The 19,725-nt window shown below is 65.4% G+C and carries 22 protein-coding genes; 12 read left to right on the forward strand and 10 right to left on the reverse strand.

The window, feature by feature from the left end; translation table 11 throughout:
* Nucleotides 1–180 precede the first annotated feature (180 nt).
* Both NKI19_RS04950 and hemC read right to left on the reverse strand, forming a co-directional pair.
* The gene (locus NKI19_RS04950; protein WP_502899234.1) at nucleotides 181–1,002 is read right to left on the reverse strand and encodes a uroporphyrinogen-III synthase; all 822 of its coding nucleotides are present in this window, start codon (nucleotides 1,000–1,002) and stop codon (nucleotides 181–183) included.
* Entirely contained in the window at nucleotides 893–1,819 is a 927-nt protein-coding gene (gene hemC / locus NKI19_RS04955) for a hydroxymethylbilane synthase (protein ID WP_352492267.1), read from the reverse strand. Before hemC ends, NKI19_RS04950 begins: the two co-directional genes overlap by 110 nt.
* A gap of 103 nt (nucleotides 1,820–1,922) precedes the next feature.
* Here hemC and tsaD point away from each other — a divergent pair, with 103 nt between their 5' ends.
* From tsaD to NKI19_RS04985, 6 genes are all read left to right on the forward strand, one after another.
* The gene (tsaD, locus tag NKI19_RS04960) at nucleotides 1,923–3,008 is read left to right on the forward strand and encodes a tRNA (adenosine(37)-N6)-threonylcarbamoyltransferase complex transferase subunit TsaD (protein WP_352564744.1); all 1,086 of its coding nucleotides are present in this window, start codon (nucleotides 1,923–1,925) and stop codon (nucleotides 3,006–3,008) included.
* On the forward strand, nucleotides 3,005–4,015 hold the full coding sequence (locus tag NKI19_RS04965; RefSeq protein ID WP_352492268.1) for an NAD(P)H-dependent glycerol-3-phosphate dehydrogenase: 1,011 nt from the start codon (nucleotides 3,005–3,007) through the stop codon (nucleotides 4,013–4,015). The genes tsaD and NKI19_RS04965 overlap by 4 nt, the downstream gene beginning before the upstream one ends.
* A 26-nt stretch (nucleotides 4,016–4,041) precedes the next feature.
* A complete protein-coding gene (locus NKI19_RS04970; RefSeq protein WP_352492269.1) occupies nucleotides 4,042–4,338 on the forward strand; it encodes a YciI-like protein in 297 nt (98 codons plus the stop codon).
* Between the two features lie 180 nt (nucleotides 4,339–4,518).
* Nucleotides 4,519–4,944, forward strand: coding sequence for an EVE domain-containing protein (locus NKI19_RS04975; protein ID WP_352468158.1), 426 nt, complete (start codon nucleotides 4,519–4,521; stop codon nucleotides 4,942–4,944).
* Complete coding sequence (locus tag NKI19_RS04980) at nucleotides 4,941–5,597, forward strand: class I SAM-dependent methyltransferase (RefSeq protein ID WP_502899239.1); 657 nt, start codon at nucleotides 4,941–4,943, stop codon at nucleotides 5,595–5,597. Before NKI19_RS04975 ends, NKI19_RS04980 begins: the two co-directional genes overlap by 4 nt.
* Nucleotides 5,598–5,645: 48 nt before the next feature.
* Nucleotides 5,646–6,062, forward strand: coding sequence for a DUF1761 domain-containing protein (locus NKI19_RS04985; RefSeq protein WP_292663792.1), 417 nt, complete (start codon nucleotides 5,646–5,648; stop codon nucleotides 6,060–6,062).
* A 3-nt stretch (nucleotides 6,063–6,065) separates the two neighbouring features.
* On the opposite strand, the gene gcvA is transcribed toward NKI19_RS04985, so the two are convergent.
* On the reverse strand, nucleotides 6,066–6,986 hold the full coding sequence (gene gcvA, locus NKI19_RS04990; protein ID WP_352492270.1) for a transcriptional regulator GcvA: 921 nt from the start codon (nucleotides 6,984–6,986) through the stop codon (nucleotides 6,066–6,068).
* A gap of 162 nt (nucleotides 6,987–7,148) precedes the next feature.
* Here gcvA and NKI19_RS04995 point away from each other — a divergent pair, with 162 nt between their 5' ends.
* Nucleotides 7,149–7,388: a hypothetical protein gene (locus NKI19_RS04995; protein WP_352492271.1), complete on the forward strand. Its 240-nt coding sequence runs from the start codon at nucleotides 7,149–7,151 to the stop codon at nucleotides 7,386–7,388.
* A 98-nt stretch (nucleotides 7,389–7,486) separates the two neighbouring features.
* Here the strand turns inward: NKI19_RS04995 and NKI19_RS05000 are convergent, their stop codons facing one another.
* Nucleotides 7,487–8,023, reverse strand: a complete 537-nt coding sequence (locus NKI19_RS05000; RefSeq protein ID WP_352492281.1) for a L,D-transpeptidase family protein — start codon at nucleotides 8,021–8,023, stop codon at nucleotides 7,487–7,489.
* Between the two features lie 144 nt (nucleotides 8,024–8,167).
* Between NKI19_RS05000 and NKI19_RS05005 the strand changes: the two genes are divergently transcribed.
* Together NKI19_RS05005 and NKI19_RS05010 are read left to right on the forward strand one after the other, a co-directional pair.
* A complete protein-coding gene (locus NKI19_RS05005) occupies nucleotides 8,168–8,851 on the forward strand; it encodes a response regulator transcription factor (RefSeq protein WP_254817802.1) in 684 nt (227 codons plus the stop codon).
* A 125-nt stretch (nucleotides 8,852–8,976) separates the two neighbouring features.
* Nucleotides 8,977–9,432, forward strand: coding sequence for a Crp/Fnr family transcriptional regulator (locus NKI19_RS05010; protein ID WP_352492272.1), 456 nt, complete (start codon nucleotides 8,977–8,979; stop codon nucleotides 9,430–9,432).
* A gap of 149 nt (nucleotides 9,433–9,581) precedes the next feature.
* On the opposite strand, the gene NKI19_RS05015 is transcribed toward NKI19_RS05010, so the two are convergent.
* The 6 genes from NKI19_RS05015 to NKI19_RS05040 all read right to left on the reverse strand — a co-directional run bounded on the left by NKI19_RS05015 (nucleotide 9,582) and on the right by NKI19_RS05040 (nucleotide 16,295).
* Nucleotides 9,582–10,475 (reverse strand): sugar phosphate isomerase/epimerase family protein, encoded by an 894-nt coding sequence (locus tag NKI19_RS05015; RefSeq protein WP_352564729.1) that lies wholly within the window; start codon nucleotides 10,473–10,475, stop codon nucleotides 9,582–9,584.
* A gap of 109 nt (nucleotides 10,476–10,584) precedes the next feature.
* Nucleotides 10,585–11,523 carry an ABC transporter substrate-binding protein gene (locus NKI19_RS05020; RefSeq protein ID WP_352493189.1) on the reverse strand — a complete coding sequence of 313 codons (939 nt, stop codon included), beginning with the start codon at nucleotides 11,521–11,523 and terminating at the stop codon, nucleotides 10,585–10,587.
* A gap of 86 nt (nucleotides 11,524–11,609) precedes the next feature.
* Nucleotides 11,610–12,599 (reverse strand): ABC transporter permease subunit, encoded by a 990-nt coding sequence (locus NKI19_RS05025; RefSeq protein WP_352493188.1) that lies wholly within the window; start codon nucleotides 12,597–12,599, stop codon nucleotides 11,610–11,612.
* Nucleotides 12,596–14,140: a sugar ABC transporter ATP-binding protein gene (locus NKI19_RS05030; protein ID WP_352567450.1), complete on the reverse strand. Its 1,545-nt coding sequence runs from the start codon at nucleotides 14,138–14,140 to the stop codon at nucleotides 12,596–12,598. The genes NKI19_RS05025 and NKI19_RS05030 overlap by 4 nt, the downstream gene beginning before the upstream one ends.
* The gene (locus NKI19_RS05035) at nucleotides 14,137–15,516 is read right to left on the reverse strand and encodes an FGGY-family carbohydrate kinase (protein WP_352493186.1); all 1,380 of its coding nucleotides are present in this window, start codon (nucleotides 15,514–15,516) and stop codon (nucleotides 14,137–14,139) included. Before NKI19_RS05035 ends, NKI19_RS05030 begins: the two co-directional genes overlap by 4 nt.
* A complete protein-coding gene (locus tag NKI19_RS05040) occupies nucleotides 15,513–16,295 on the reverse strand; it encodes a DeoR/GlpR family DNA-binding transcription regulator (protein ID WP_352493185.1) in 783 nt (260 codons plus the stop codon). Before NKI19_RS05040 ends, NKI19_RS05035 begins: the two co-directional genes overlap by 4 nt.
* A 228-nt stretch (nucleotides 16,296–16,523) precedes the next feature.
* Here NKI19_RS05040 and NKI19_RS05045 point away from each other — a divergent pair, with 228 nt between their 5' ends.
* From NKI19_RS05045 to NKI19_RS05055, 3 genes are read left to right on the forward strand one after another with little or no spacing between them, the layout of a single operon-like run.
* A complete protein-coding gene (locus tag NKI19_RS05045; protein WP_352567451.1) occupies nucleotides 16,524–17,567 on the forward strand; it encodes a class II aldolase/adducin family protein in 1,044 nt (347 codons plus the stop codon).
* Nucleotide 17,568: 1 nt separating this feature from the next.
* Nucleotides 17,569–18,870 (forward strand): FGGY-family carbohydrate kinase, encoded by a 1,302-nt coding sequence (locus NKI19_RS05050; protein WP_352493183.1) that lies wholly within the window; start codon nucleotides 17,569–17,571, stop codon nucleotides 18,868–18,870.
* Nucleotides 18,867–19,718 carry a TIGR01459 family HAD-type hydrolase gene (locus NKI19_RS05055; protein ID WP_352493182.1) on the forward strand — a complete coding sequence of 284 codons (852 nt, stop codon included), beginning with the start codon at nucleotides 18,867–18,869 and terminating at the stop codon, nucleotides 19,716–19,718. Before NKI19_RS05050 ends, NKI19_RS05055 begins: the two co-directional genes overlap by 4 nt.
* The last annotated feature ends 7 nt before the right edge of the window (nucleotides 19,719–19,725 follow it).

Here is a 19,725-nt window from a genome sequence, read left to right on the forward strand (position 1 = left end):
CCGCCTCGGCGGGCGGGTCGTTGGAGCCAATTGGCACCATACCCAAATTAGTAGCATAGCTGCCGGCACAAAGCAAGAACAAAATATGACTTGAGGGCAATCATCCACATTGGCGCTACCTGCCGAGCTGCTAATATCTCCCTTTGCGGGGCAGATCGGCAGCTTCGCGGCGAATGCCGGTCAGCGCGACGCCTGCAAAAGCCCCAGCAAGGCATCCTCGCTGGGCTCAGGCGCAATCCGGATCCCGGCGACATCGCCCAAGGCCCCGGCAATGCGCCCCGACAAGGCGAAAAAGCGCGTGTCCTGAAAAAGGGCACGCAGCGCCGGCCGGCTAGCCAGGGCCTGCATAGCGGTGGCCGCCTTGGCCGAATAGAGCAGCACCGCCTCGACCGGCCGGGCGGACAGGCGCGCAAGAACGGCCTCGTCGGAGTAATCCAGCACAACGGTGTCGTAGGTCTCGACGGCGCGGACCTGAACGCCCGCCGCCTGCAGCCGCTCTTCGAAACCCGGAAACCGCACCCGCCCGCAGAGATAGACGATCGTCTGCCCCGCGTAGCCGCCGGCAAGCGCATCGGCCAGCCCCTCGGCATTCCCCGGGCCTTCGCTGACCGACAGAAACCCGGCCGCGCGGGCGGCTTCCGCCGTCTTCGTGCCGACGGCGTGGCAGGGCAAGCCGGCGAGCGCCGCGATGACCTCCTTCGGCGCATGGCGAACCGCATTGGCGCTGGTGACCGCTACCGCCGCCGCGGCGTCGGCGAGCGCGCCGGCATCGACCGGCAGCGCCACTGTTTCGGTCAGCGGCAGCAGGATCGCCTGAAAGCCGGCATCCGCGAGCCGGCGCGCCGTGCGCGAGGCGCCCGGTTCGGGTCTCGTCACCAGGACGCGGGGCATGTCAGGTCCAGCCGTCGAAGAATGTTTCGCCGGCCTTGGCCCGAACGGTCGCGGCGGCTTCCGCGCCGATGCGCGCCGCCTCCTGCGCCGGCCCTTCCAGCCTGACTTCATGCGACTGCGTACCATCGGGCGAGATGATCAGCCCTGCAAAGGAAACCGTTCCGCCCGATATCGTCGCATGGCCGGCGATCGGCGTGCGGCAGGAGCCGTCGAGTGCCGCCAGGAAGGCGCGCTCGCAGGCCAGCGCCTGGCCGGTCGGCCCGTCGTGGATCGCAGTCAGCATCTCTTCCACGTCGCGGTCGCCGATGCGGCTTTCGATGCAGATCGCGCCTTGCCCCGGCGCCGGCGGAAAGACGTCGAGCGGCATCAGGTCGGTGACGACATCTTCGAGCCCGAGCCGCTTCAGTCCGGCATAGGCGAGGATGGTGCCGTCGGCGATGCCCTCGTCGAGCTTGCGCAGCCGCGTCTGCACGTTGCCGCGGAACATCACCACGTCGATGTCCGGCCGCATCCGCCGGATCAGCGCCTGGCGCCGCAGCGACGACGAGCCGACCCTGGCGCCTTGCGGCAGGCTGGCAATCGTTCGCGCCGCCTTGCCGATGAAGGCATCGCGCGCGTCCTCGCGCGGCAGGAAGGCGGACAGTTCCAGCCCCTCGGGCAACAGGGTCGGCATGTCCTTCGACGAATGCACGGCGATGTCGATGCGGCGCGCCAGCAGCGCCTCCTCGATCTCCTTGGTGAACAGGCCCTTGCCGCCGGCTTCCGACAGCGGCCGGTCCTGGATGCGGTCGCCGCTGGTCGAGATGACGACCACCTCGAATGCTTCGGCCGGCATGCCGTGCGCCGCCATCAGCCGCGCCTGCGTTTCATGCGCCTGCGCCAGCGCCAGCGGGCTGCCGCGTGTTCCGATTTTCAAGGTTGTTTGCATGACGCGCCGTCCGTGATAACCCCCGGCAGATCGAGGCCGTTTCCGGGCTTTCTCCTATCGGGGAAAGGCCGGTTGCACAATCATCGAGGACAGCGACGAATTGATCCGCGTTCTGGGCATCGAGACGAGTTGCGACGAGACCGCCGCCAGCGTGGTGGCGCTGGACGGTCGCAGCACGCCGCAAATCCTGTCGAACATCGTGCTCAGCCAGATCGAGGAGCATGCTGCTTTCGGCGGCGTCGTGCCGGAGATCGCCGCGCGCGCGCATGTTGAGGCGCTCGACGGCATCATCGAGGCAGCGCTGACCGATTCCGGTATCGAGCTCGCCGACATCGATGCGATTGCCGCCACCGCCGGTCCCGGTCTTGTCGGCGGGCTGATCGTCGGCCTGATGACGGCCAAAGCAATCGCCGCGGCAGCCAAAAAACCGCTGATCGCCATCAATCATCTCGAAGGCCACGCGCTGACGGCCCGGTTGACCGATGGGCTCGACTTTCCCTACCTCTTGCTGCTGGTCTCCGGCGGCCATACGCAGATCGTCGCCGTGCGCGGCGTCGGCGACTACCAGCGCTGGGCGACGACCATCGACGACGCGCTTGGCGAGGCCTTCGACAAGACGGCCAAGATGCTCGGCCTGCCCTATCCGGGCGGACCGAATGTCGAGCAGGCGGCGGCAGATGGCGATGCGGCGCGTTTTGCGTTTCCGCGCCCGATGAAGGGCTCGGCGCAGCCCGATTTTTCCTTCTCCGGCCTCAAGACCGCGGTACGCCAGGCGGCAACGGCGATTGCCCCGCTGAGCGACCAGGATGTTGCCGATATCTGCGCCTCGTTCCAGGCGGCGGTGGCGGATGCGCTGGGCGACCGTGTTGCGCGGTCGCTGACCCGGTTCCGTCAGCAATTCCCGGACAAGGCCGTGCCTGCGCTGGTTGTCGCCGGCGGCGTCGCCGCCAATCGGACGATCAAGGCGACATTGCAGGGCCTGTGCGAGCAGGCCGGGTTCAGCTTCGTCGCGCCGCCGCTTAACCTCTGCACCGACAATGCGGCGATGATCGCCTGGGCCGGCATCGAGCGGCTGCGCGCCGGCATATCAGGCGAAAACGCCGCCGATTTCGTGCCGCGCTCGCGCTGGCCGCTGGACAGCATCTCGGCCCCGATGGTCGGCTCGGGCCGGCGCGGGGCCAAGGCATGACCGGCAGCGAGCACAAGGCGCCAAGCGGTTGGCGCGTCGCCGTGCTGGGCGGCGGCGCCTGGGGCACGGCGCTGGCGCTGGCCATGCTGCGCGCCGGTCATTTCGTCCGCCTCTATGCGCGCGACCCGGAGACCGTCGCGGCGGTCGACCGTGGCGAAAATCCGCGCTATCTGCCGGGCATCGCGCTCGACCCCGGCATCGTGGCGACGAGCGACATCGAGGCCGTGCTCGACGGCGCCGACTGCGTTCTGGCGGTGGCGCCGGCGCAATCGTTGCGGATTATGCTGAGGGCCGCGTCCAGCCATATGCCGAAAGGCGTCCCGCTGGTCCTCTGCGCCAAAGGCATCGAGCGCGACACTGGCGCGCTGTTGTCATCCATTGCCGAGGAAATCCTGCCGGCAAATCCGGTCGCCGCTTTGTCCGGCCCAAGCTTTGCCACCGACGTCGCCAAAGGCCTGCCGACGGCCGTGGTGGTCGCCGCCCGCGACGAGGCTCTGGCCACCGACCTTGCCGCCCGTTTCTCGGCGGAAAATCTGCGCTGTTATTCGAGCGACGATCTGATCGGCGTCGAGATCGGCGGCGCGCTGAAGAACGTCTTTGCCATCGCCGCGGGCGCCGTCACCGGCGCCGGGCTCGGCGCCAGCGCCCAGGCGGCAATGGTGACGCGCGGCTTCGTCGAATTGCGCCGCATCGGTGCCGCCTTTGGCGCCAGGCCGGAGACGCTGATGGGGCTTTCCGGCCTCGGCGACCTGCTGCTCACCTGCTCGTCCGCGCAGTCGCGCAATTTCGCCTACGGGCTGGCGCTGGGGCGAGGCAAGCCGCTTGCCGGCTTGCCTCTGGCCGAAGGCGTGCCGACGGCGGCAATCGCCGCCCGCATCGCCGGCGAGCGCCGGATCGACGCGCCGATCATCGCCGCCGTCGCCGCCATACTGGACGGCACCGTAACCATAGACCAGGCTGTGTCGGCGTTGATGACACGGCCGCTCAAGACCGAAACCGAAATGTAATCCCGAACGATTGCGGAGATGGAAAGATGCTGTTTGCGTTGATTTGCAAGGACAAGCCAGGAAGCCTGCAGGTGCGGCTCGATACGCGGCCCAAGCACCTTGCCTTCCTGGAAGGGCTGAACGGCGACAAGAAATTGGCGTTCGCCGGCCCGTTCCTCGACGCAGACGGCAAGCCGAACGGCACTCTAGCCGTTGTCGAGGCGCCCGATCTGGCTGCGGCAGAAGCCCTGTCGGCGACCGATCCCTATACCAAGGCAGGGCTGTTCGAAAGCGTCGAAATCCGGCAGTGGAACTGGAGCTTCAACAAGCCTGTGAGTGAATGATCGTTCGTTCGCGCTGCCCCTCATCCGCCTGCCGGCACCTTCTCCCCGTGAAGAACGGGGAGAAGGGAGAAGCTCCAGCGCTGGCGACCCCTCTCCCCGTCCTTACGGGGAGAGGGTAAGGGTGAGGGCAGCGCCAACGCTGGATAGTGACAAACCGACAACGGCAACGGGACAACTGAGATGAACTACTGGCTGTTCAAATCCGAACCCTCGGTCTTCTCCTTCGAAATGCTGAAGGCCAAGGGCAAGGCCGGCACGCAATGGGACGGCGTGCGCAATTATGCGGCGCGCAACAACATGAAGGCGATGCAGATCGGCGATCTCGGCTTTTTCTACCATTCCAATGACGGGCTCGACATTGTCGGCATCGCCGAAGTCTGCGCTCTGGCCCATCAGGACAGCACCACCGACGACCCCCGCTGGGAGTGCGTCGATATCCGCGCCTTCAAGGACATGCCGAAGCCGGTGACGCTGGAGCAGGCCAAGGCTAATCCAAAGCTGGCCGACATGGCGCTGGTGCGGCTCGGGCGGCTGTCCGTGCAGCCGGTGACGCCGGCCGAATGGCAAGAGGTTTGCCGCATGGGCGGCTTGACGCCGGCGCCATGACGGCGCTGATGCCGGACAGCGCCAGGAAATTCATCCTCGACAACACGGAGTTGATGGCGCCGCCGCATGTGCCGGAGATCCGCCTGCACCTGGCCGATGAGGCGCACGACCTGTGGCAGCGGACCGAGGACGAGCTGACTGAAATCGGCCTGCCGCCGCCCTTCTGGGCTTTTGCCTGGGCCGGCGGCCAAGGCCTTGCCCGCTACATCCTCGACAATCCGGCGGTGGTGCGCGGCAGGCGCGTGCTCGACTTCGCCTCCGGCTCCGGGCTTGTCGCCATTGCCGCGGCCAAAGCTGGCGCGGCGGAGGTGATCGCCGCAGACATCGACCCGTTCTGCGCGACAGCGATCCGTCTCAATGCCGAGGCCAATGGGGCCGAGATAAAATTCGTCATCGGCGACTGCATCGGCAGCGATGCCGGCTGGGACGTGGTGCTGGCCGGCGACGTCTTCTACGACAAGACTTTCGCCGACAGGCTGATGCCGTGGTTCGTCGCGCTGAAGGCGCGCGGCGCCGACATCCTCGTCGGCGATCCCGGCCGCTCCTATCTGCCGAAGGCGGGGCTGGAGCCGCTTGCCGTCTACGAAGTGGCGGTGACGCGGGCGCTGGAGGACGCCGAGGTCAAGCGCACGACCGTCTGGCGTCTTGCTTGACGGCATCGCCGAACAGGCGTTCCATCGCGCAATCGACCGGAGGGAACCATGGATTTCTCAGCAATCAATTGGCTGGCGGTAATCGTCGCCGCCGTCGTCGCGTGGCTGTTCGGCGCGGCCTGGTATATGGGCTTGAGCAAGCCGTGGCTGAAGGCCGCCAAGCTTGATCCGGCGACGATGAGCAAATCGATGCTACCCTTCGTCGTCTCCTTCGTCGCGGAGCTCGTCATGGCGCTGGTCATGTCGCTGATCATCGGCGCCGTGACCGGCGGCGAACCGAGCCTGCTTGCCGGGGTGATCTTCGGCTTCGTTCTCTGGCTGGGGTTCGTCGCCACGACGCTTTCGGTCAACCATCGCTACGAAGGCTTCGGCTGGGATCTGACGCTCATCGATGTCGGCCATTGGCTTGGCGTGCTGCTTCTCATCGGCGCTGTGATCGGCTGGTTCGGCGCGGCGGCGGCCTGACCGTCAGGTCGGGGTCTTGGCGATTTCCTCGAGAAGCCAATCGCGAAAGGCGGCAATGCGCGGATCATTCGCCGTACTTTCGGGATAGACCAGGAAATAGGCGAATTCCGGCGCGACCTTGATGCCGAGTTCGAAGGGTCGGATCAGCCGGCCTTCGGACAGGTCGTTTGCCACCATGGCGAAATCGGCGAGCGCGACCGCGTTGCCGTCGAGCGCGGCCTGGACGGCATCCGTCGAGTTGCCGAACACGATGGTCCGGCTGTCGTCGAAATCGTCGACGCCCGCCGCCGCCATCCATATGCTCCAGTTCGGCCAGGTGACGCCCTGGCGCGACCACTCGATATGGGCCAGCGTATGATGGAACAGGTCGCGCGGTTCCTTGAGCGGCGGCCCTGACCGCAGCAAGGCCGGACTGCAGACGGGAATGATGACATTTTCGAACAGCCGGTGCGAGCGAAGCCCCGGATACTTGCCGGTGCCGAAACGGATGCCGACATCGACATCGTCGCGATCGAAGTCGCGCACCTCGTAGCTGATGTCGAAACGCAGCTCGATCGCCGGATGCTGCTTGCGAAAATCGTCGACGCGCCGCATCAGCCACTTCGTCGCGAATTGCGCGTCGAGGGTGACCTTCAGCAGCGCCGATCCGCGCGCCGCCTTCTGCGCCCGTGAGACGGCCCGGCCAAGCAGGTCGAGCGCATCGGTCGAAGCTTCGAACAGCACCGCGCCCGCCTCGGTCAGCCGGATTGTGCGGCTGGTGCGTGTGAACAGCACGATGCCGAGCTGATCCTCGATTTCCTTGATCTGGTGGCTGACCGCTGCCGGCGTCAGGCCGAGCTCGTCGGCGGCGCGGGTGAAATTGAGGTGCCGGGCCGCTGCCTCGAGCGTCCGCAGGGCACGGGTTCCAGGCAGCAGGCGCGCCATCAGTGCCAGACGAGGAGGGTTCGGTCGAGCATTCCAATCCTCAAACAAAACTTGAAGATGCAGAAAAAACTACTCGTTTCCCGTTTGAATTTCAATCCGCCATGATCCGAACATCGAAGAAACATCAAACCGGATTTGATGTCCGGAGAAGCGGATTGCACCATGTCTGACATCACCTTGCGCTCTGTAACCCTCCGTCCGGCCTGGCTGCGCGCCGTGCTTGACTGGCTTCGGCATGCAAAAATCGCGATCAGTCTTCCCCACGAGAATGTCGAGAACCTCTCCGATCGCCAGCTGCGCGACATCGGCGGCGAACGCAAGGACATCGCACGCGCCATGGACCGCGAACTCGGCCGGCTCGGCCTTCTAGACGTGGGGTGGCAGCTGCCGAGGAAGCGATAGGAGAGAGTAGTGAGTAGTGAGTAGTGAGTAGTGAAGGAAGGACATTCGCTGACCCGCCGCTTAGCTTCACCATTCACTATTCACTACTCACTACTCACTCACCTTACCACCCTTACCACCGTCCGCTCCGACAGCAGCGGCAGCAGCCGCGCCATGGTGCGGGCCGTTACCGCGACGCAGCCTTGCGTCGGCGTGAGGCCGGGGCGCGCCAGGTGGAAGAAGATGGCGCTGCCGCGGCCGCGCCGGCGCGGCACAATGTTCCAGTCCAGCACCAGGCAGGCGTCATAGAGATCGTCGGCCCGCAGCATCCGCTCATGGCTGGCGCCATAGGGGATTTTGACCGGGCGGTTGTAGTTGCGGTCCCCAGGCACCTCGCACCAGCCGAGGTCGCGGCCGATCGGCGTCATCGCCAGCCGCGTCCGGCGGCCGCCGGCAAAACGGTCGCCACGAAAATATCCCGACAATATCCGCATCGAGGCGAGCGGCGTGGCGCCGTCGCCCTCGCGCTTGCCGGCCGAGATGCCGCCATGCCCCAGTGCACATGGAAACACGAGTTTGCCGGCCTGCAGAAAGCCCTGGCTGGGCTGGCCAGGCCGCGCCCGCACGGTGAGTACGGTGAGCCCTTTCGGCAAAATTGCGCCGACTGCATTGCGATCTTGTTTTTTCTTGTATGATCGAGCCACGGAACAAATCACTGTGAACGGCTGTTGTGCCGGTCAGCTTCCGCATAAACAGGCAGCGGTCAACTGAAATCTCTTTTCAAAACAACGGATTGATCCATGACTTCACGCACCATTCTGATCGTCGATGACGATGACGACCTGCGCGGCACCCTTGTCGAGCAATTGTCGCTTTATGAGGAATTCGACGTCCTGCAGGAAGCGACCGCCGCCAAAGGCATCGCCACGGCGCGCGGCGGGCTCATCGACCTGCTCATCATGGATGTCGGCCTGCCCGACATGGATGGCCGCGAGGCGGTAAAGATATTGCGCAAGGGCGGCTACAAGGCGCCGATCATCATGCTGACCGGCCATGATACCGATTCCGACACAATCCTTGGCCTCGAGGCCGGCGCCAACGACTATGTGACGAAGCCGTTTCGCTTTGCCGTGCTGCTGGCTCGCATTCGCGCCCAGCTGCGCCAGCACGAACAGAGCGAGGACGCCACTTTCTCGGTCGGCCCCTACACGTTCAAGCCCAGCCAGAAGCTTCTGATCGACCCGCGCGGCGCCAAGGTGCGGCTGACCGAAAAGGAAGCCTCGATCATCAAATATCTCTACCGCGCCGACCAGAAGGTGGTGACCCGCGACGTGCTGCTGGAGGAAGTCTGGGGCTACAATTCCGGCGTCACCACGCATACCCTGGAAACTCATGTCTACCGGCTGCGCCAGAAGATCGAGCGCGATCCCTCCAACGCGGAAATTCTCGTGACAGAAAGCGGCGGCTACAAGCTGGTTCCTTAAACATTTCATTATTCAAATAAGCGATCCGGGCGGGGCGCTTTTCGGGTACGGTCCTCAGGCTGGAGGTGGTTTTGGATCGGCCTCGTAGGGGAGGAGTCGGACTGACGGTTCGGGGACATAGCTAGATGGCGCTGGATGACGACATCCGCCTCCTGTCCACCGTGAGGCTCTTCGAGGGCTTCACGCAGGAACAACTGCGTCTGCTCGCCTTCGGTGCCGAAACCACCAAGTTGCAAGCCGACCACAAGCTTTACCGCGAGGACGACGAGGCTGATTGCGCCTATATCGTGATCAGCGGCCGCATCGTCCTCTACCGCGAGCACGATGGCGAGCGCATTCCGATCGGCACCGCCGGCCCCGGCACCATGCTCAGCGAACTGGCGCTGATCGCCGACACGAACCGGCTGACCAGCGCCTCGGCCGAAATCGATTCGGAAGTGCTGCGGCTCAGCCGCAAGATGTTCCGCCGCATCCTCGAGGAATACCCGGAGCTGGCGGTTCACTTGCACCAGCGCATCTCGGAGGATTTCCAGGCGATGATCCGCCGGATCGAGGAACTGGGGCCGCGTTTTGCCGGCTAGAGCAATTCCAGGAAAAGTGTGAAACGGTTTTCCGTCCGGAATTGCGCCAAAACAGAGAGATAGACCGGTTCTGCGTTTCCGTGAAACGAGGAATCGGTCTAATGTAGCGCCTCTGGCCTATCCGGATCGATTTTCGGAACCGCGAGGGCTCAAGGCCGGTGCGTTGCGGAAACAAGCTCGGCCTTGCGCCGTGCCGTCTCCAGTCCCAACGCAATGAAGCGGCGCGCATGTTTGGCCAGCTCCATATTGTCGGTCCACAGATTGCGCCAGATCGCGGTTTTCCGCGACAGGTTCTCGTCGACGATTTCCGACGAGAAGGATTCGAAGCTGAGGTCGTCGCTGTAGCCGATGGCGGTCAGCGCATAGAATATCGCGGTAAAATCAATATTGCCGGTGCCGAGGAAGCCGCGATGGCTCTCGCCGATGTGGACATAGCCGATTTTCTTTGCGGCGTTGCGGATGGCCAAGCCGACATCGGCCTCCTCGATGTTCATGTGGAAGCTGTCGAGATGCAGGAAGAGGTTATCGGAGCCGCTGTCCGCGATGAAGGCCATGCCTTGCGCGGCGGTGTTGAGCAGGTTGCTTTCGAAGCGGTTGACGATCTCGAGGTTGAGAGTGACGCCGGCTGATTTTGCCGTCTCCGCCACCTCGGCCAGCGTGCCGGCGCTGCGGTCCCACTGGTCGCGCGTCGGCGCCTCGCTCTGCAAGCCGTGGCTGGTGCTGAGAATGCCGGCAACCTTCTGACCGCCGAGATCGCGGGTCAGCGCGATCGTACGTTTCAGGATTTCGACGCCGTGCGCGGCAATCGTTTTGTCGGCGCTCGAAATATCGCCGTCGGCCGGCAGTCCGATGCTGATCGCAACACCGAGGCCGAGATCGGCGATCCGCTTGGCCAACCCATCAATGTCGACATTGGCGGGGTCGAGATAGGAGAATTCGATCAGATCGAAGCCGGCTTCCCTGGTGTTGGCCAGCGTCCGCTCGAGGTCGCCCTGCGCCGAGCTCGCCGACCAGACGAATGAATGGATTCCGATGCGCGACATGATCGTCTCCGGTTATTCCAGCGGACCCAAGGCCAAAGCGGTTTTGGCAATCCGATGCTCGGACAAAAAGGTGCGGCCGGTCATACCCGCCCCCCCACGCGTGGGAGGCTTAGCGAGCTGCGGTCCAGCCCTTGTAATCCTTCAAATTGTCGGCCGTGATCAGCTTCGGGTCGAGCAGCACCGTCGGCTCGGCCGGCTTCTTGCCGGCAAGCAAGTCGGCCGCCATCGTCAGCGACTGGCCGGCCATCACATAGGGATCTTGCGAGGCCGAGGCCTTGATCATCGACGTGCCGGAGGCGAGTTCCTTCTCGATATCCGGTGCGCCGTCGACCGCGGTGAAGATGAACTCCGAGCGGTTGAGCTGCTTGGCCGCAAGCTGGGCGCCGATCGCCGTCGGATCGTTGATGGCGAAGACCGCGTCGATCTTGTCGAAACGGGTCAGCAGCGACTGGAACACTTTCAGGCCGCCGTCACGCGAGCCTTCGGCGTTCTGGTCGTCGGAAAGGACCTTGATTTCGGGGTGTTTTGCCAGCACGTCCTTGCAGCCCTTGACCCGCTCCAGGATCGACGACGAGGCCGGGCCGTTGAGGATGACGTAGTCGCCCTTGCCGCCGGTATGATCGACCAGATACTGGCACGCCTCTTCGCCGGCCTTGACGTTGTTGGTCATCACGGTGACGTCGGCGCCCGGCGCCGAAACGTCGAAAGCGGCAACGACGATGCCGGCCGCCTGCGCCTTCTTCACCGCCGGCGCGATCGCCTTGGCATCGACGGCGTTGAGCATGATGACGTCGACGCCGGCGGCGATGAAGGAATCGACCTGCGACACCTGCTTGTTGAGATCGTAGTCGGCCGATACCGAGGTCACCTGCACATTCGGGTTGATCTTCTTGGCCGCGTCCTCGATGCCCTTGATGGTGGCGACGAAGAACGGGTTGCCGAGCAGGCCGACCGAAATGCCGACCTTGTTCAGATCCTTTGCCGATGCCGGCGCGATGATTGCGGCCGAAAGGGCGACGCCGCAAAGCAGTTTAGCGATGGTCTTCATTGTTTTATTTTCCTCCTGATGCCCCGCGCCTCTCACGGTGCGTTACACATGAAACCGGCTCGTTGGATGCCGGCGACTAAGGGCCATCACGTTCTTGCTCCTGCCTGGAGCCGGTAACGGTCGAGGGCGACCGCCACGATGATGACCAATCCCTTGATGATGTACTGCCAGATGTCCGAAACACCGGCGAGGATGAGCCCGTTGGAGAGCACGGCGATGATCAGGCCGCCGATCAGCGTGCCCCAGATCGAGCCGACGCCGCCGACGAAGCTGGTGCCGCCGAGAATGACCGCGGCAATGGCGTCGAGTTCGTAGGACTGGCCGAGCTGCAGCCCGTTGGCGGCATAGAGCCGGGCCGCCGACATGGCGCCGCCAAGGCCGGCCAGAAGGCCGGAAACGCCGTAGACGAAAAGCAGCACCAGCGGCACCTTGATGCCGGTCAGCCTGGCGGCCTCGGCGTTGCCGCCGACCGCGTAGATCCAGGTGCCGAGCACGGTGCGCTTGAGCACCAGCCAGGACAGCACCACGACCGCCAGCGCGATGATGACCAGCCACGGAATGCCGAACAGCGAACCGTTGCCGATGAAGTCGAACGGCAGGTCCGCGTTGAACACCGTGGTGTCCTGGCCAAGCAGGCGGGCGACGCCGCGCACGGCGGTCAGCGACCCCAGCGTGACGATGAACGGCGGCAGTCTGATATAGGCGATCAGCAGCCCGTTGATGACGCCGAAGCCGAGGCCGACGAGAATGGCCGCCGGCACGCCCAGCAGTCCCCAATCGGGCACCAGCGACACCATCACCGCCACCATCGCCGAGGCGGCAAGGATCGAGCCGACGGACAGGTCGATGCCGCCGGTCAGGATGACGAAAGTCATGCCGGCCGCCAGCACGATGTTGATCGACGATTGCTGCATGACGATCAGCAGATTGGTCTGGGTGAAAAAGCGCGGATTGATGAACTGGAAGCCGACCGCCAGCAGGATCAGGATCGGCAGCATGCCGAGGGCAGCGATGGCGGTACGCCACCTCGTGCTCCTGCCGACCGCCCGGTCGTCCGCTTTCATCGTGTCGGTCATCGCTGAGCCGCTCCCGTTGCAAGTTCCATGATCGCTTCCTGCTGCAGCGGCTCGCCCTCCGACGCCGTCACCTCGCCGGCAATGGTGCCGTCGCGCATCACCAGCACGCGGTCGGCGATGCCGATCACCTCCGGCAGTTCGCTGGAGATCATCAGGATGGCGATGCCTTTCTTGGCCAGATTGTCGATCAGCCGATAGATTTCCGACTTCGCCCCGACATCGACGCCGCGGGTCGGCTCGTCGAGGATGACGACCTGCGGCTCGGTTTCCAGCAGGCGGGCGAGCAGCACCTTCTGCTGGTTGCCACCCGACAGCGAGCCGGCATTGGCCTGCACCGAGCCGGTGCGGATGGAGAGATCCGACACCGCCTTGGCGGCGCGCTTTTCGGCAGCATTGAAGTCGCGCAGGCCGCCGGCCTTCGCGTCCCTTGCCAGCACGCCCATGCTGATGTTGTCGGAGATCGACATGTCGAGAAACAGGCCAAGTTGCTTGCGGTCCTCGGTCAGGTAGGCGATGCCGGCATCGAGCGCCTCGCTTGGCGAACCTATGGATATCGGTTTGCCGCCGAGCTCCAGCGTGCCCGATATGTGCCTGTCGGCGCCGAAGATCAGCCGTGCCAGTTCGGTGCGGCCCGAACCGACCAGGCCGGCCAGTGCCAGCACCTCGCCCTTGTGGAGGTCGAACGAACAATTCTTTATGAGATTGCCGTCCGACACGCCGCGCACCGACAGCGCGACGGCGCGCTTGCTGTCCGGCGGTCGGTGATCCTTCTTGTAGAACGTCGACAGATCGCGCCCGACCATCATCGATACCAGGCGCGAGGCGTTCAGGTCGGCGCGGTCGAGCGTGCCGACATAGCCGCTGTCGCGCAGCACGCTGACGCGGTCGGCGAGCTGGTAGACCTCTTCCATGCGGTGGCTGATGTAGATGATGGCGATGCCTTGCGACTTCAGCGTCGCGATCACCTCGAACAGCCGGTCGGTCTCGCGCGAGGTCAGTGACGTGGTCGGCTCGTCCATGACGATGATGCGCGCATTGGTCGACAGCGCGCGGGCGATTTCCACCAGCTGGCGTTCGCCCAGCGACAGGCTGGCGACCGGAGTGCGCGCCGAGAAGGTCACGCCGAGCCGCGCGATGATCTCGCTGGCGCGCCGATTGCACTGCTCGCGATCGACGACGCCGAACCGTCGCGGCTCGTTGCCGAGGAAGATGTTCTGCGCCACCGACAGATTGGGCGCCAGCGACAGCTCCTGATAGATGACCGCAATGCCGGCGGCGCGTGCCTTGATCGGATCACCGGTGGCGGCCGGCACGCCGTCGATCAGGATTTCGCCGCCGGGATCCGGCCGGTAGGCGCCGGACAGCACCTTCATCAGCGTCGACTTGCCGGCACCGTTCTCGCCCATCAGCGCGTGCAGTTCGCCGGCATGAACGGTCAGCGAGACATCGTGCAAGGCGCGGATCGCACCGAACGTTTTCGAGATGTGGCGCATTTCCAGCACCGGCTGGCGGGCCGTCTCGCTCCGGGCGGCGGCGCTCATGGGGCAGCTCCTGCAGCTGCGCTGGCCACAGCCCGGTCGGCGGCAAGGCCGCGCCAGTCGCTGCGGTAACCCGCAAGGCCGCTGAAGCTTGCCGCATGCACCGCCTCCGGCGCCTCGGTGGCAAATTCGCGTCCGACACTTTCAAAGGCAAGTGCGGCAGCACCGGTGGCGCTGCCCTCCAGCGTTGCGCCCTGCAGGAAGGCCTGCCCGGGCCGCAACTGCGCCAGCAACGCTGCAAGCAGCCCGCCATTGTTCAGGCCGCCGTCGACGATCACCGTATTGTCCGAATGGATCAGCTCGAGGCACAGATCGACCATCAGCGCGACATAGAGCAGCGCCATCGCCGCGCGTTCCTCGGCATTGGGCGTACGCCCGACCAGTTCGCCGCGTCGGTGCGGCATTGGGCCCCCGGGCGCGAAGCTCGGCAGCGCCATGATGCCGGCGTCGATCACCCGTTGTATCGATGACGGCGCAATTGCGCCCTGCCAGCCGGCGCTGATCGTCGCGAATTCGCGGCCGCCCATGAAGCGGATGGTCGGCACCGGGCCGCCATCGACATCGACATTGACCAGCATGTCGCGCTCGCCATCGAGTGCGTCGAGCGGGCAGTCCGGATTGAGCACGACCACCCAGGTGCCGGTCGAGACCACGGTCACCGGCCCAAGCTGCTGCCGGCGGTAGGCATGGAGCGCGGCATTGCTGTCGTGGACGCCATTATGGATGGCGACCGGCTTCTCGGCCTGGCCGAAGCGCTGCTCGCCGATCACCGCGCCGGCACGCTCGAAGGCGGGCATCTGGCCGCGCCAGCCCTCGGCATCGACCAGCGAGCTGAAATCGCGTTTGCGCGGCGCCCACAGATGCGAGTGGCAGCCGAGATACGACACTTCCGATACCGGCCGGCCGCCAAACCGCCAGCTCCAATATTGGGGGTAGCCGAGGATCGATTTCGCTGCGGCGAAGGCACCGGGCCCCACCTGCTTCAGCCACAACATGTGGCGGCCGTAGTTGAAGCCAAGCGGCAGGCGGGGCGAAAAGGTCTCGGCAAAATCCGGAATGCGGCGGTCGATCTGCGCGGCGATTTCAGCTGGCGGTTCCTGCTCGTAATCGAGGATCGGATGCGTCAGCGCGGCTTCATCGACCAGCGCGAAGGTGCAGCCATGGCCGGATACCATCAACCCTTCCACGCCATGTGCATCAACCGCCTCATCGATGGCGCGAGCCGCCCAGTCGTGAAGCGCTGGCTCGTCGAGCACGCTGAAACCGTCTTTGCGGATCCAGCTCGGCTGAGTACGGCGCTCGTCGAGGATCTGTCCGTCCTGGCCGAAGACGAACAGCTTCGAATTGGTCTTGCCGAAATCGAGGACGGCGATGTTCATTGGGCGCCTCCCGAGGAAGCGGCGATCCGCACCGCGACGCCGGCATCTTCGAGCATGCGCGCGTCGGCGTCGGACAGGCCGTCATCGGTGACCAGCGTGCCGATCCGCGACAGCGGCAGTGCCACGTTGCGCGCGTGGATCGACAGTTTGCGGCTGTCGGCCAGCACGACGATCTGGTCGGCGCAGAGGCTGAGCTCGACGATCGAGCGGACCAGCAGCGGGTGCGATTCCAGAAGGCCTTCCTGGCCGATGCCTTGCGCGCCGAGAAAGAACTTCGAGGCGTAGAACGGCACCGTCTGGGTCAGCGAATGGATGATGCCCGGCTCGCGGTGCAGTTCGCCGCCGGCGACGGTGAGGCTGCAATGGCCGTGGTCGCTGAGATAGGCCGCGAGCGGCATCGAGTTGGTGTAGAGCCGGATGTTGCGGTCGGCGAGCTTGACGCCGAGATGGAAGCAGGTCGAACCACCATGCACGATGACCGCGTCGCCGTCGCGCACCATGGTGGCGGCGAGAGCGGCGATCTGCCGCTTGGCCTCGACGGCGAGGTCGCGGTTCTCGTCATAGGGCCTGGCATAGGCGACGCCGGCTTGCGAAGCGCCATCAAGCGCCGAGATGCCGCCATAGACCTTGCGCGCTTCGCCGGCCTCATCGATCTTGTCGATGTCGCGCCGCACTGTCGCCGCCGACACGCCAAGCCGCTCCTGCAGCTCGCGCACCGATGCGAAAGGCCGGTCCCGCAAAAGCTCGACGATCTGGCGCTGGCGGCCGGAGTCGCTCAACCCTTACCTCCCAATGCGCTTGCCTCCCAAGCATTTTGCACCGCATTGCCATTTTGCACGGCAATTGGTGCAACTTACTCAACGCGCCTCGGATTGCAAGCCTGATTGACGCGATAACATCACTGTTGACGTAACTTACTCGCGTCTGCGATACCAGGGTCGGTCTTCGTCCCGGCAACGGGACGTCCAAAGCCGTGGCCCACGCGGCCGGTTTGTGGAGGAATTTCGATGACGATCAGTGCGGATGCGCAGGAACTGGCAGCGCTGCGGTCGCTTTCGGCCGAGATCGGCAGCGACCCGCATCTGACCCAGGCCGCCGGCGGCAACACCTCGCTGAAAGCCGGCGACACGCTCTGGATCAAGGCCTCCGGCACCTGGCTGAAGGACGCGCTCACCGCGGACATCATGGTGCCGGTCAGCATCCCGCCATTGCTCGACGCCATCGAACGGCGCGACCCGGCCGCCGAACAGCCGCAGGCCTTCGCCATCGGCGCCCTCAATCCACGCGGCTTGCGCCCGTCGATCGAGACCACCGTGCATGCGCTGATGCCGCAGCGCATCGTCCTGCATGTCCACTGCGTCGAGACCATTTCGCTGGCCGTGCAGGCCGACTGCGAGGCCGAGGCCGCCAGGCGGCTCGACGGCCGCCAATGGGCGTATGTTCCCTATCGCCGGCCGGGACTGCCGCTCGCCCAGGGCATCGCCGAGCGCCTGCGGCCAGGCGAGGATGTCCTGATCCTCGGCAATCACGGCCTGGTCGTTGCAGCCGAGACCGTCGCGAAGGCGGGCATGCTGCTGCGCCAGGTGATACGGCTGCTGGCGCGGCCGCCGCGCCAGGTGGCGGAACCGGACATCGCGGCGCTGACGGCGCTCGCCGGCGGCAGCGGCTACAGACTGCCGGCCGATGTCGAGGCGCATGCGGTGGCGATCGACCCCGAAAGCTGCCGTATGGCTTCGGGTGGCAGCCTCTACCCCGACCACGTCATCTTTCTCGGCGAAGGCTCGGTCGTGGCGAGACCGGGCGAGGATGTGAAGCGCGTCATCGAGCGCTGCGGCGCCGCACCCGTGGCGATCCTGTTTCCCGGCCTCGGCGTGCTGATACGCGGCGACGCCGGTGCCGGTGCCGATGCCATGCAGCGCTGCCTTTCCGACGTCACGGCGCGGGTCGATGTCGCGGCGAAGCTGAATTATCTGACAGCGGCGGAGAATGACGAGCTGATCAACTGGGACGCCGAAAAATATCGCCAGAAACTCAATGCCGGAGGCAGCTGACATGCCGCATTCGTCAAGCCCGCTATCGACTGGCCCGCTTGCCATCGGCATCGACATCGGCACATCCGGCGCGCGCGCCGTCGCCATGCGCCCAGACTTTTCCATTGCCGCGCATTCCGCTATTGCCCTCGAGCGATTTGGGCTGAACGGCCGCGACCCCGCGATATGGTGGGAGGCGGTCGGCGCGACATTGGCGGAACTTCTCAAATGTATCGATCGCGCGGCAGTGCACTCGATCGCCGTCGACGGTACGTCGGGCACGCTGCTGCCGGTCGAGGGCGCCGGGCGGCCGTTGGCCGAACCGCTGATGTACAACGACAAGGTCGCTGACGACACTATCCTGACTGCAATAGCCGGCGCGGCACCGGCAACGAGCGCTGCACTCGGGGCGACGTCCGGTCTCGCCAAGGCGCTGTCTTTCCAGCACCTGCCCGGCGTCGCCACTGTGCTGCATCAGGCCGACTGGATCGCCGGACAGTTTTCCGGCCGCTTCGATGTCAGCGACGAGAACAACGCCCTGAAGACCGGCTACGACGTCGAGGCCCGGCGCTGGCCGGACTGGATCGCGGCGACCGGCATGCGCACGGAATTCCTGCCCCGCGTCGTGCGGCCGGGCGATGTCACGGGCACGCTCACCGCCAGCGCCGCGAAAATGTTCGGCCTGCCGCGTGACGTGGCCGTTGTCGCCGGCACGACGGATGGCTGCGCCTCGTTCCTGGCGACAGGCGCCGCGACAGTCGGCGACGGCGTCACCGCGCTGGGGTCCTCGCTGACCATCAAGATGCTCTGCGGCCGGCCGATCTCGGCGCCGCAATTCGGCATCTACAGCCATAGGCTCGGTGACACCTACCTGGCGGGCGGCGCCTCGAATTCCGGCGGCAAGGTGCTGGCCCAGTATTTCCCCGTCGCCCGGATTGTCGAACTCAGCAAAAAAATCGACCCGGCGACGGAGACCGGCCTCGACTATTACCCGCTGCCGGCGCCGGGCGAACGCTTCCCCATAGCCGATCCGGCGTTGCCGCCGCGCCTCGAGCCGCGGCCCGCCGACGACGCCGATTATCTGAAAGCGATGTTCGAGGGTATTGCGGCGATCGAAGCGCTCGGCTATCGCCGGCTTGCCGAACTCGGCGCACCCCGGCTGACATCGGTCAGGAGCGTCGGCGGCGGTGCGGCCAATCCGGCCTGGACAGCGATCCGGCAGCGCAAGCTTGGCGTCGCTCTCGTACCGGCTCTTTCGGAGGAGGCCGCTGCCGGCACGGCGCGGCTGGCGCTGATGGGCGCAAGCGCAGCGGGGCTTTTATGACGGCCAAGGCAATTCAACACCTCGACGGCATCGCGGCGCTGACCGACCGCTATCAGGTGTTCCTGCTCGACCAATTTGGTGTGCTGCACGACGGCACCAGCGCCTATCCAGGTGCTGTCGAAGCCTTGTCGGCACTCAAGCGCGCCGGCAAGACCATCGTGCTGATCTCGAATTCCGGCAAGCGGGCGCAACCCAATGAGCGCCGCCTGCTGAAGCTCGGCTTCGAACCGGGAAGCTGGGACCACTTTGTCTCCTCCGGCGAGGTGGCGTGGCGCTCCTTCCATCAAATGGCGGCATCCGGAGCCTTGCGCCCGCAGACAAAATGCCTGCTGATCCGCCGCGACAATGACCGTTCGGCTGTCGACGGCCTGCCCTTCGTCCTGGCCAGGGACGGCGACGATGCAGAACTGGTGCTGATTTCCGCCAGCGAGGGCGATCGCTACGACCTCGACCATTATCGCCGGCTTCTTGGCCCGGCGGCGGCGCGCCGGGTGCCATGCTTCTGCACCAATCCTGACAAGATCATGCTGACTGCCGTCGGCCCTCGCTTCGGCGCCGGCCGGCTCGCCGATCTCTATGAGAGCCTCGGCGGCAGCGTGGCGCGCATTGGCAAGCCCAATCCGCAGATATTCGAGGCAGCGCTGGCACTGGCGGGCCACCCGGAGCGCGACAGCGTGGTCTGCGTCGGCGACAGCGTCGAGCACGACATCGCCGGCGGCAACGGCGTCGGCGTCGCGACGACGCTGGTCCTGTCAGGCATATTGGCGGGGGCGCCTGATCTGGAGGACGTTTTCGCCACGCTGAACGCCCGCCCCGACTACATCGCGGATAGCTTCAGGTTCCGCTGAGTTGTTA

Source organism: Mesorhizobium sp. M0751 (assembly GCF_040320265.1).
Lineage (GTDB): Bacteria > Pseudomonadota > Alphaproteobacteria > Rhizobiales > Rhizobiaceae > Mesorhizobium.

What these genes read in the sequence shown, in the direction of transcription:
- NKI19_RS04950 (WP_502899234.1), bottom strand. Translation starts at nt 1,002, where the DNA reads ATGAAGTCAGGCTGGAAGGGCCGGCGCAGGAGGCGGCGCGCATCGGCG.
- hemC (WP_352492267.1), bottom strand. Translation starts at nt 1,819, where the DNA reads ATGCAAACAACCTTGAAAATCGGAACACGCGGCAGCCCGCTGGCGCTG.
- NKI19_RS04965 (WP_352492268.1), top strand. Translation starts at nt 3,005, where the DNA reads ATGACCGGCAGCGAGCACAAGGCGCCAAGCGGTTGGCGCGTCGCCGTG.
- NKI19_RS04970 (WP_352492269.1), top strand. Translation starts at nt 4,042, where the DNA reads ATGCTGTTTGCGTTGATTTGCAAGGACAAGCCAGGAAGCCTGCAGGTG.
- NKI19_RS04975 (WP_352468158.1), top strand. Translation starts at nt 4,519, where the DNA reads ATGAACTACTGGCTGTTCAAATCCGAACCCTCGGTCTTCTCCTTCGAA.
- NKI19_RS04980 (WP_502899239.1), top strand. Translation starts at nt 4,941, where the DNA reads ATGACGGCGCTGATGCCGGACAGCGCCAGGAAATTCATCCTCGACAAC.
- NKI19_RS04985 (WP_292663792.1), top strand. Translation starts at nt 5,646, where the DNA reads ATGGATTTCTCAGCAATCAATTGGCTGGCGGTAATCGTCGCCGCCGTC.
- gcvA (WP_352492270.1), bottom strand. Translation starts at nt 6,986, where the DNA reads ATGGCGCGCCTGCTGCCTGGAACCCGTGCCCTGCGGACGCTCGAGGCA.
- NKI19_RS04995 (WP_352492271.1), top strand. Translation starts at nt 7,149, where the DNA reads ATGTCTGACATCACCTTGCGCTCTGTAACCCTCCGTCCGGCCTGGCTG.
- NKI19_RS05005 (WP_254817802.1), top strand. Translation starts at nt 8,168, where the DNA reads ATGACTTCACGCACCATTCTGATCGTCGATGACGATGACGACCTGCGC.
- NKI19_RS05010 (WP_352492272.1), top strand. Translation starts at nt 8,977, where the DNA reads ATGGCGCTGGATGACGACATCCGCCTCCTGTCCACCGTGAGGCTCTTC.
- NKI19_RS05015 (WP_352564729.1), bottom strand. Translation starts at nt 10,475, where the DNA reads ATGTCGCGCATCGGAATCCATTCATTCGTCTGGTCGGCGAGCTCGGCG.
- NKI19_RS05020 (WP_352493189.1), bottom strand. Translation starts at nt 11,523, where the DNA reads ATGAAGACCATCGCTAAACTGCTTTGCGGCGTCGCCCTTTCGGCCGCA.
- NKI19_RS05025 (WP_352493188.1), bottom strand. Translation starts at nt 12,599, where the DNA reads ATGACCGACACGATGAAAGCGGACGACCGGGCGGTCGGCAGGAGCACG.
- NKI19_RS05030 (WP_352567450.1), bottom strand. Translation starts at nt 14,140, where the DNA reads ATGAGCGCCGCCGCCCGGAGCGAGACGGCCCGCCAGCCGGTGCTGGAA.
- NKI19_RS05035 (WP_352493186.1), bottom strand. Translation starts at nt 15,516, where the DNA reads ATGAACATCGCCGTCCTCGATTTCGGCAAGACCAATTCGAAGCTGTTC.
- NKI19_RS05045 (WP_352567451.1), top strand. Translation starts at nt 16,524, where the DNA reads ATGACGATCAGTGCGGATGCGCAGGAACTGGCAGCGCTGCGGTCGCTT.
- NKI19_RS05050 (WP_352493183.1), top strand. Translation starts at nt 17,569, where the DNA reads ATGCCGCATTCGTCAAGCCCGCTATCGACTGGCCCGCTTGCCATCGGC.
- NKI19_RS05055 (WP_352493182.1), top strand. Translation starts at nt 18,867, where the DNA reads ATGACGGCCAAGGCAATTCAACACCTCGACGGCATCGCGGCGCTGACC.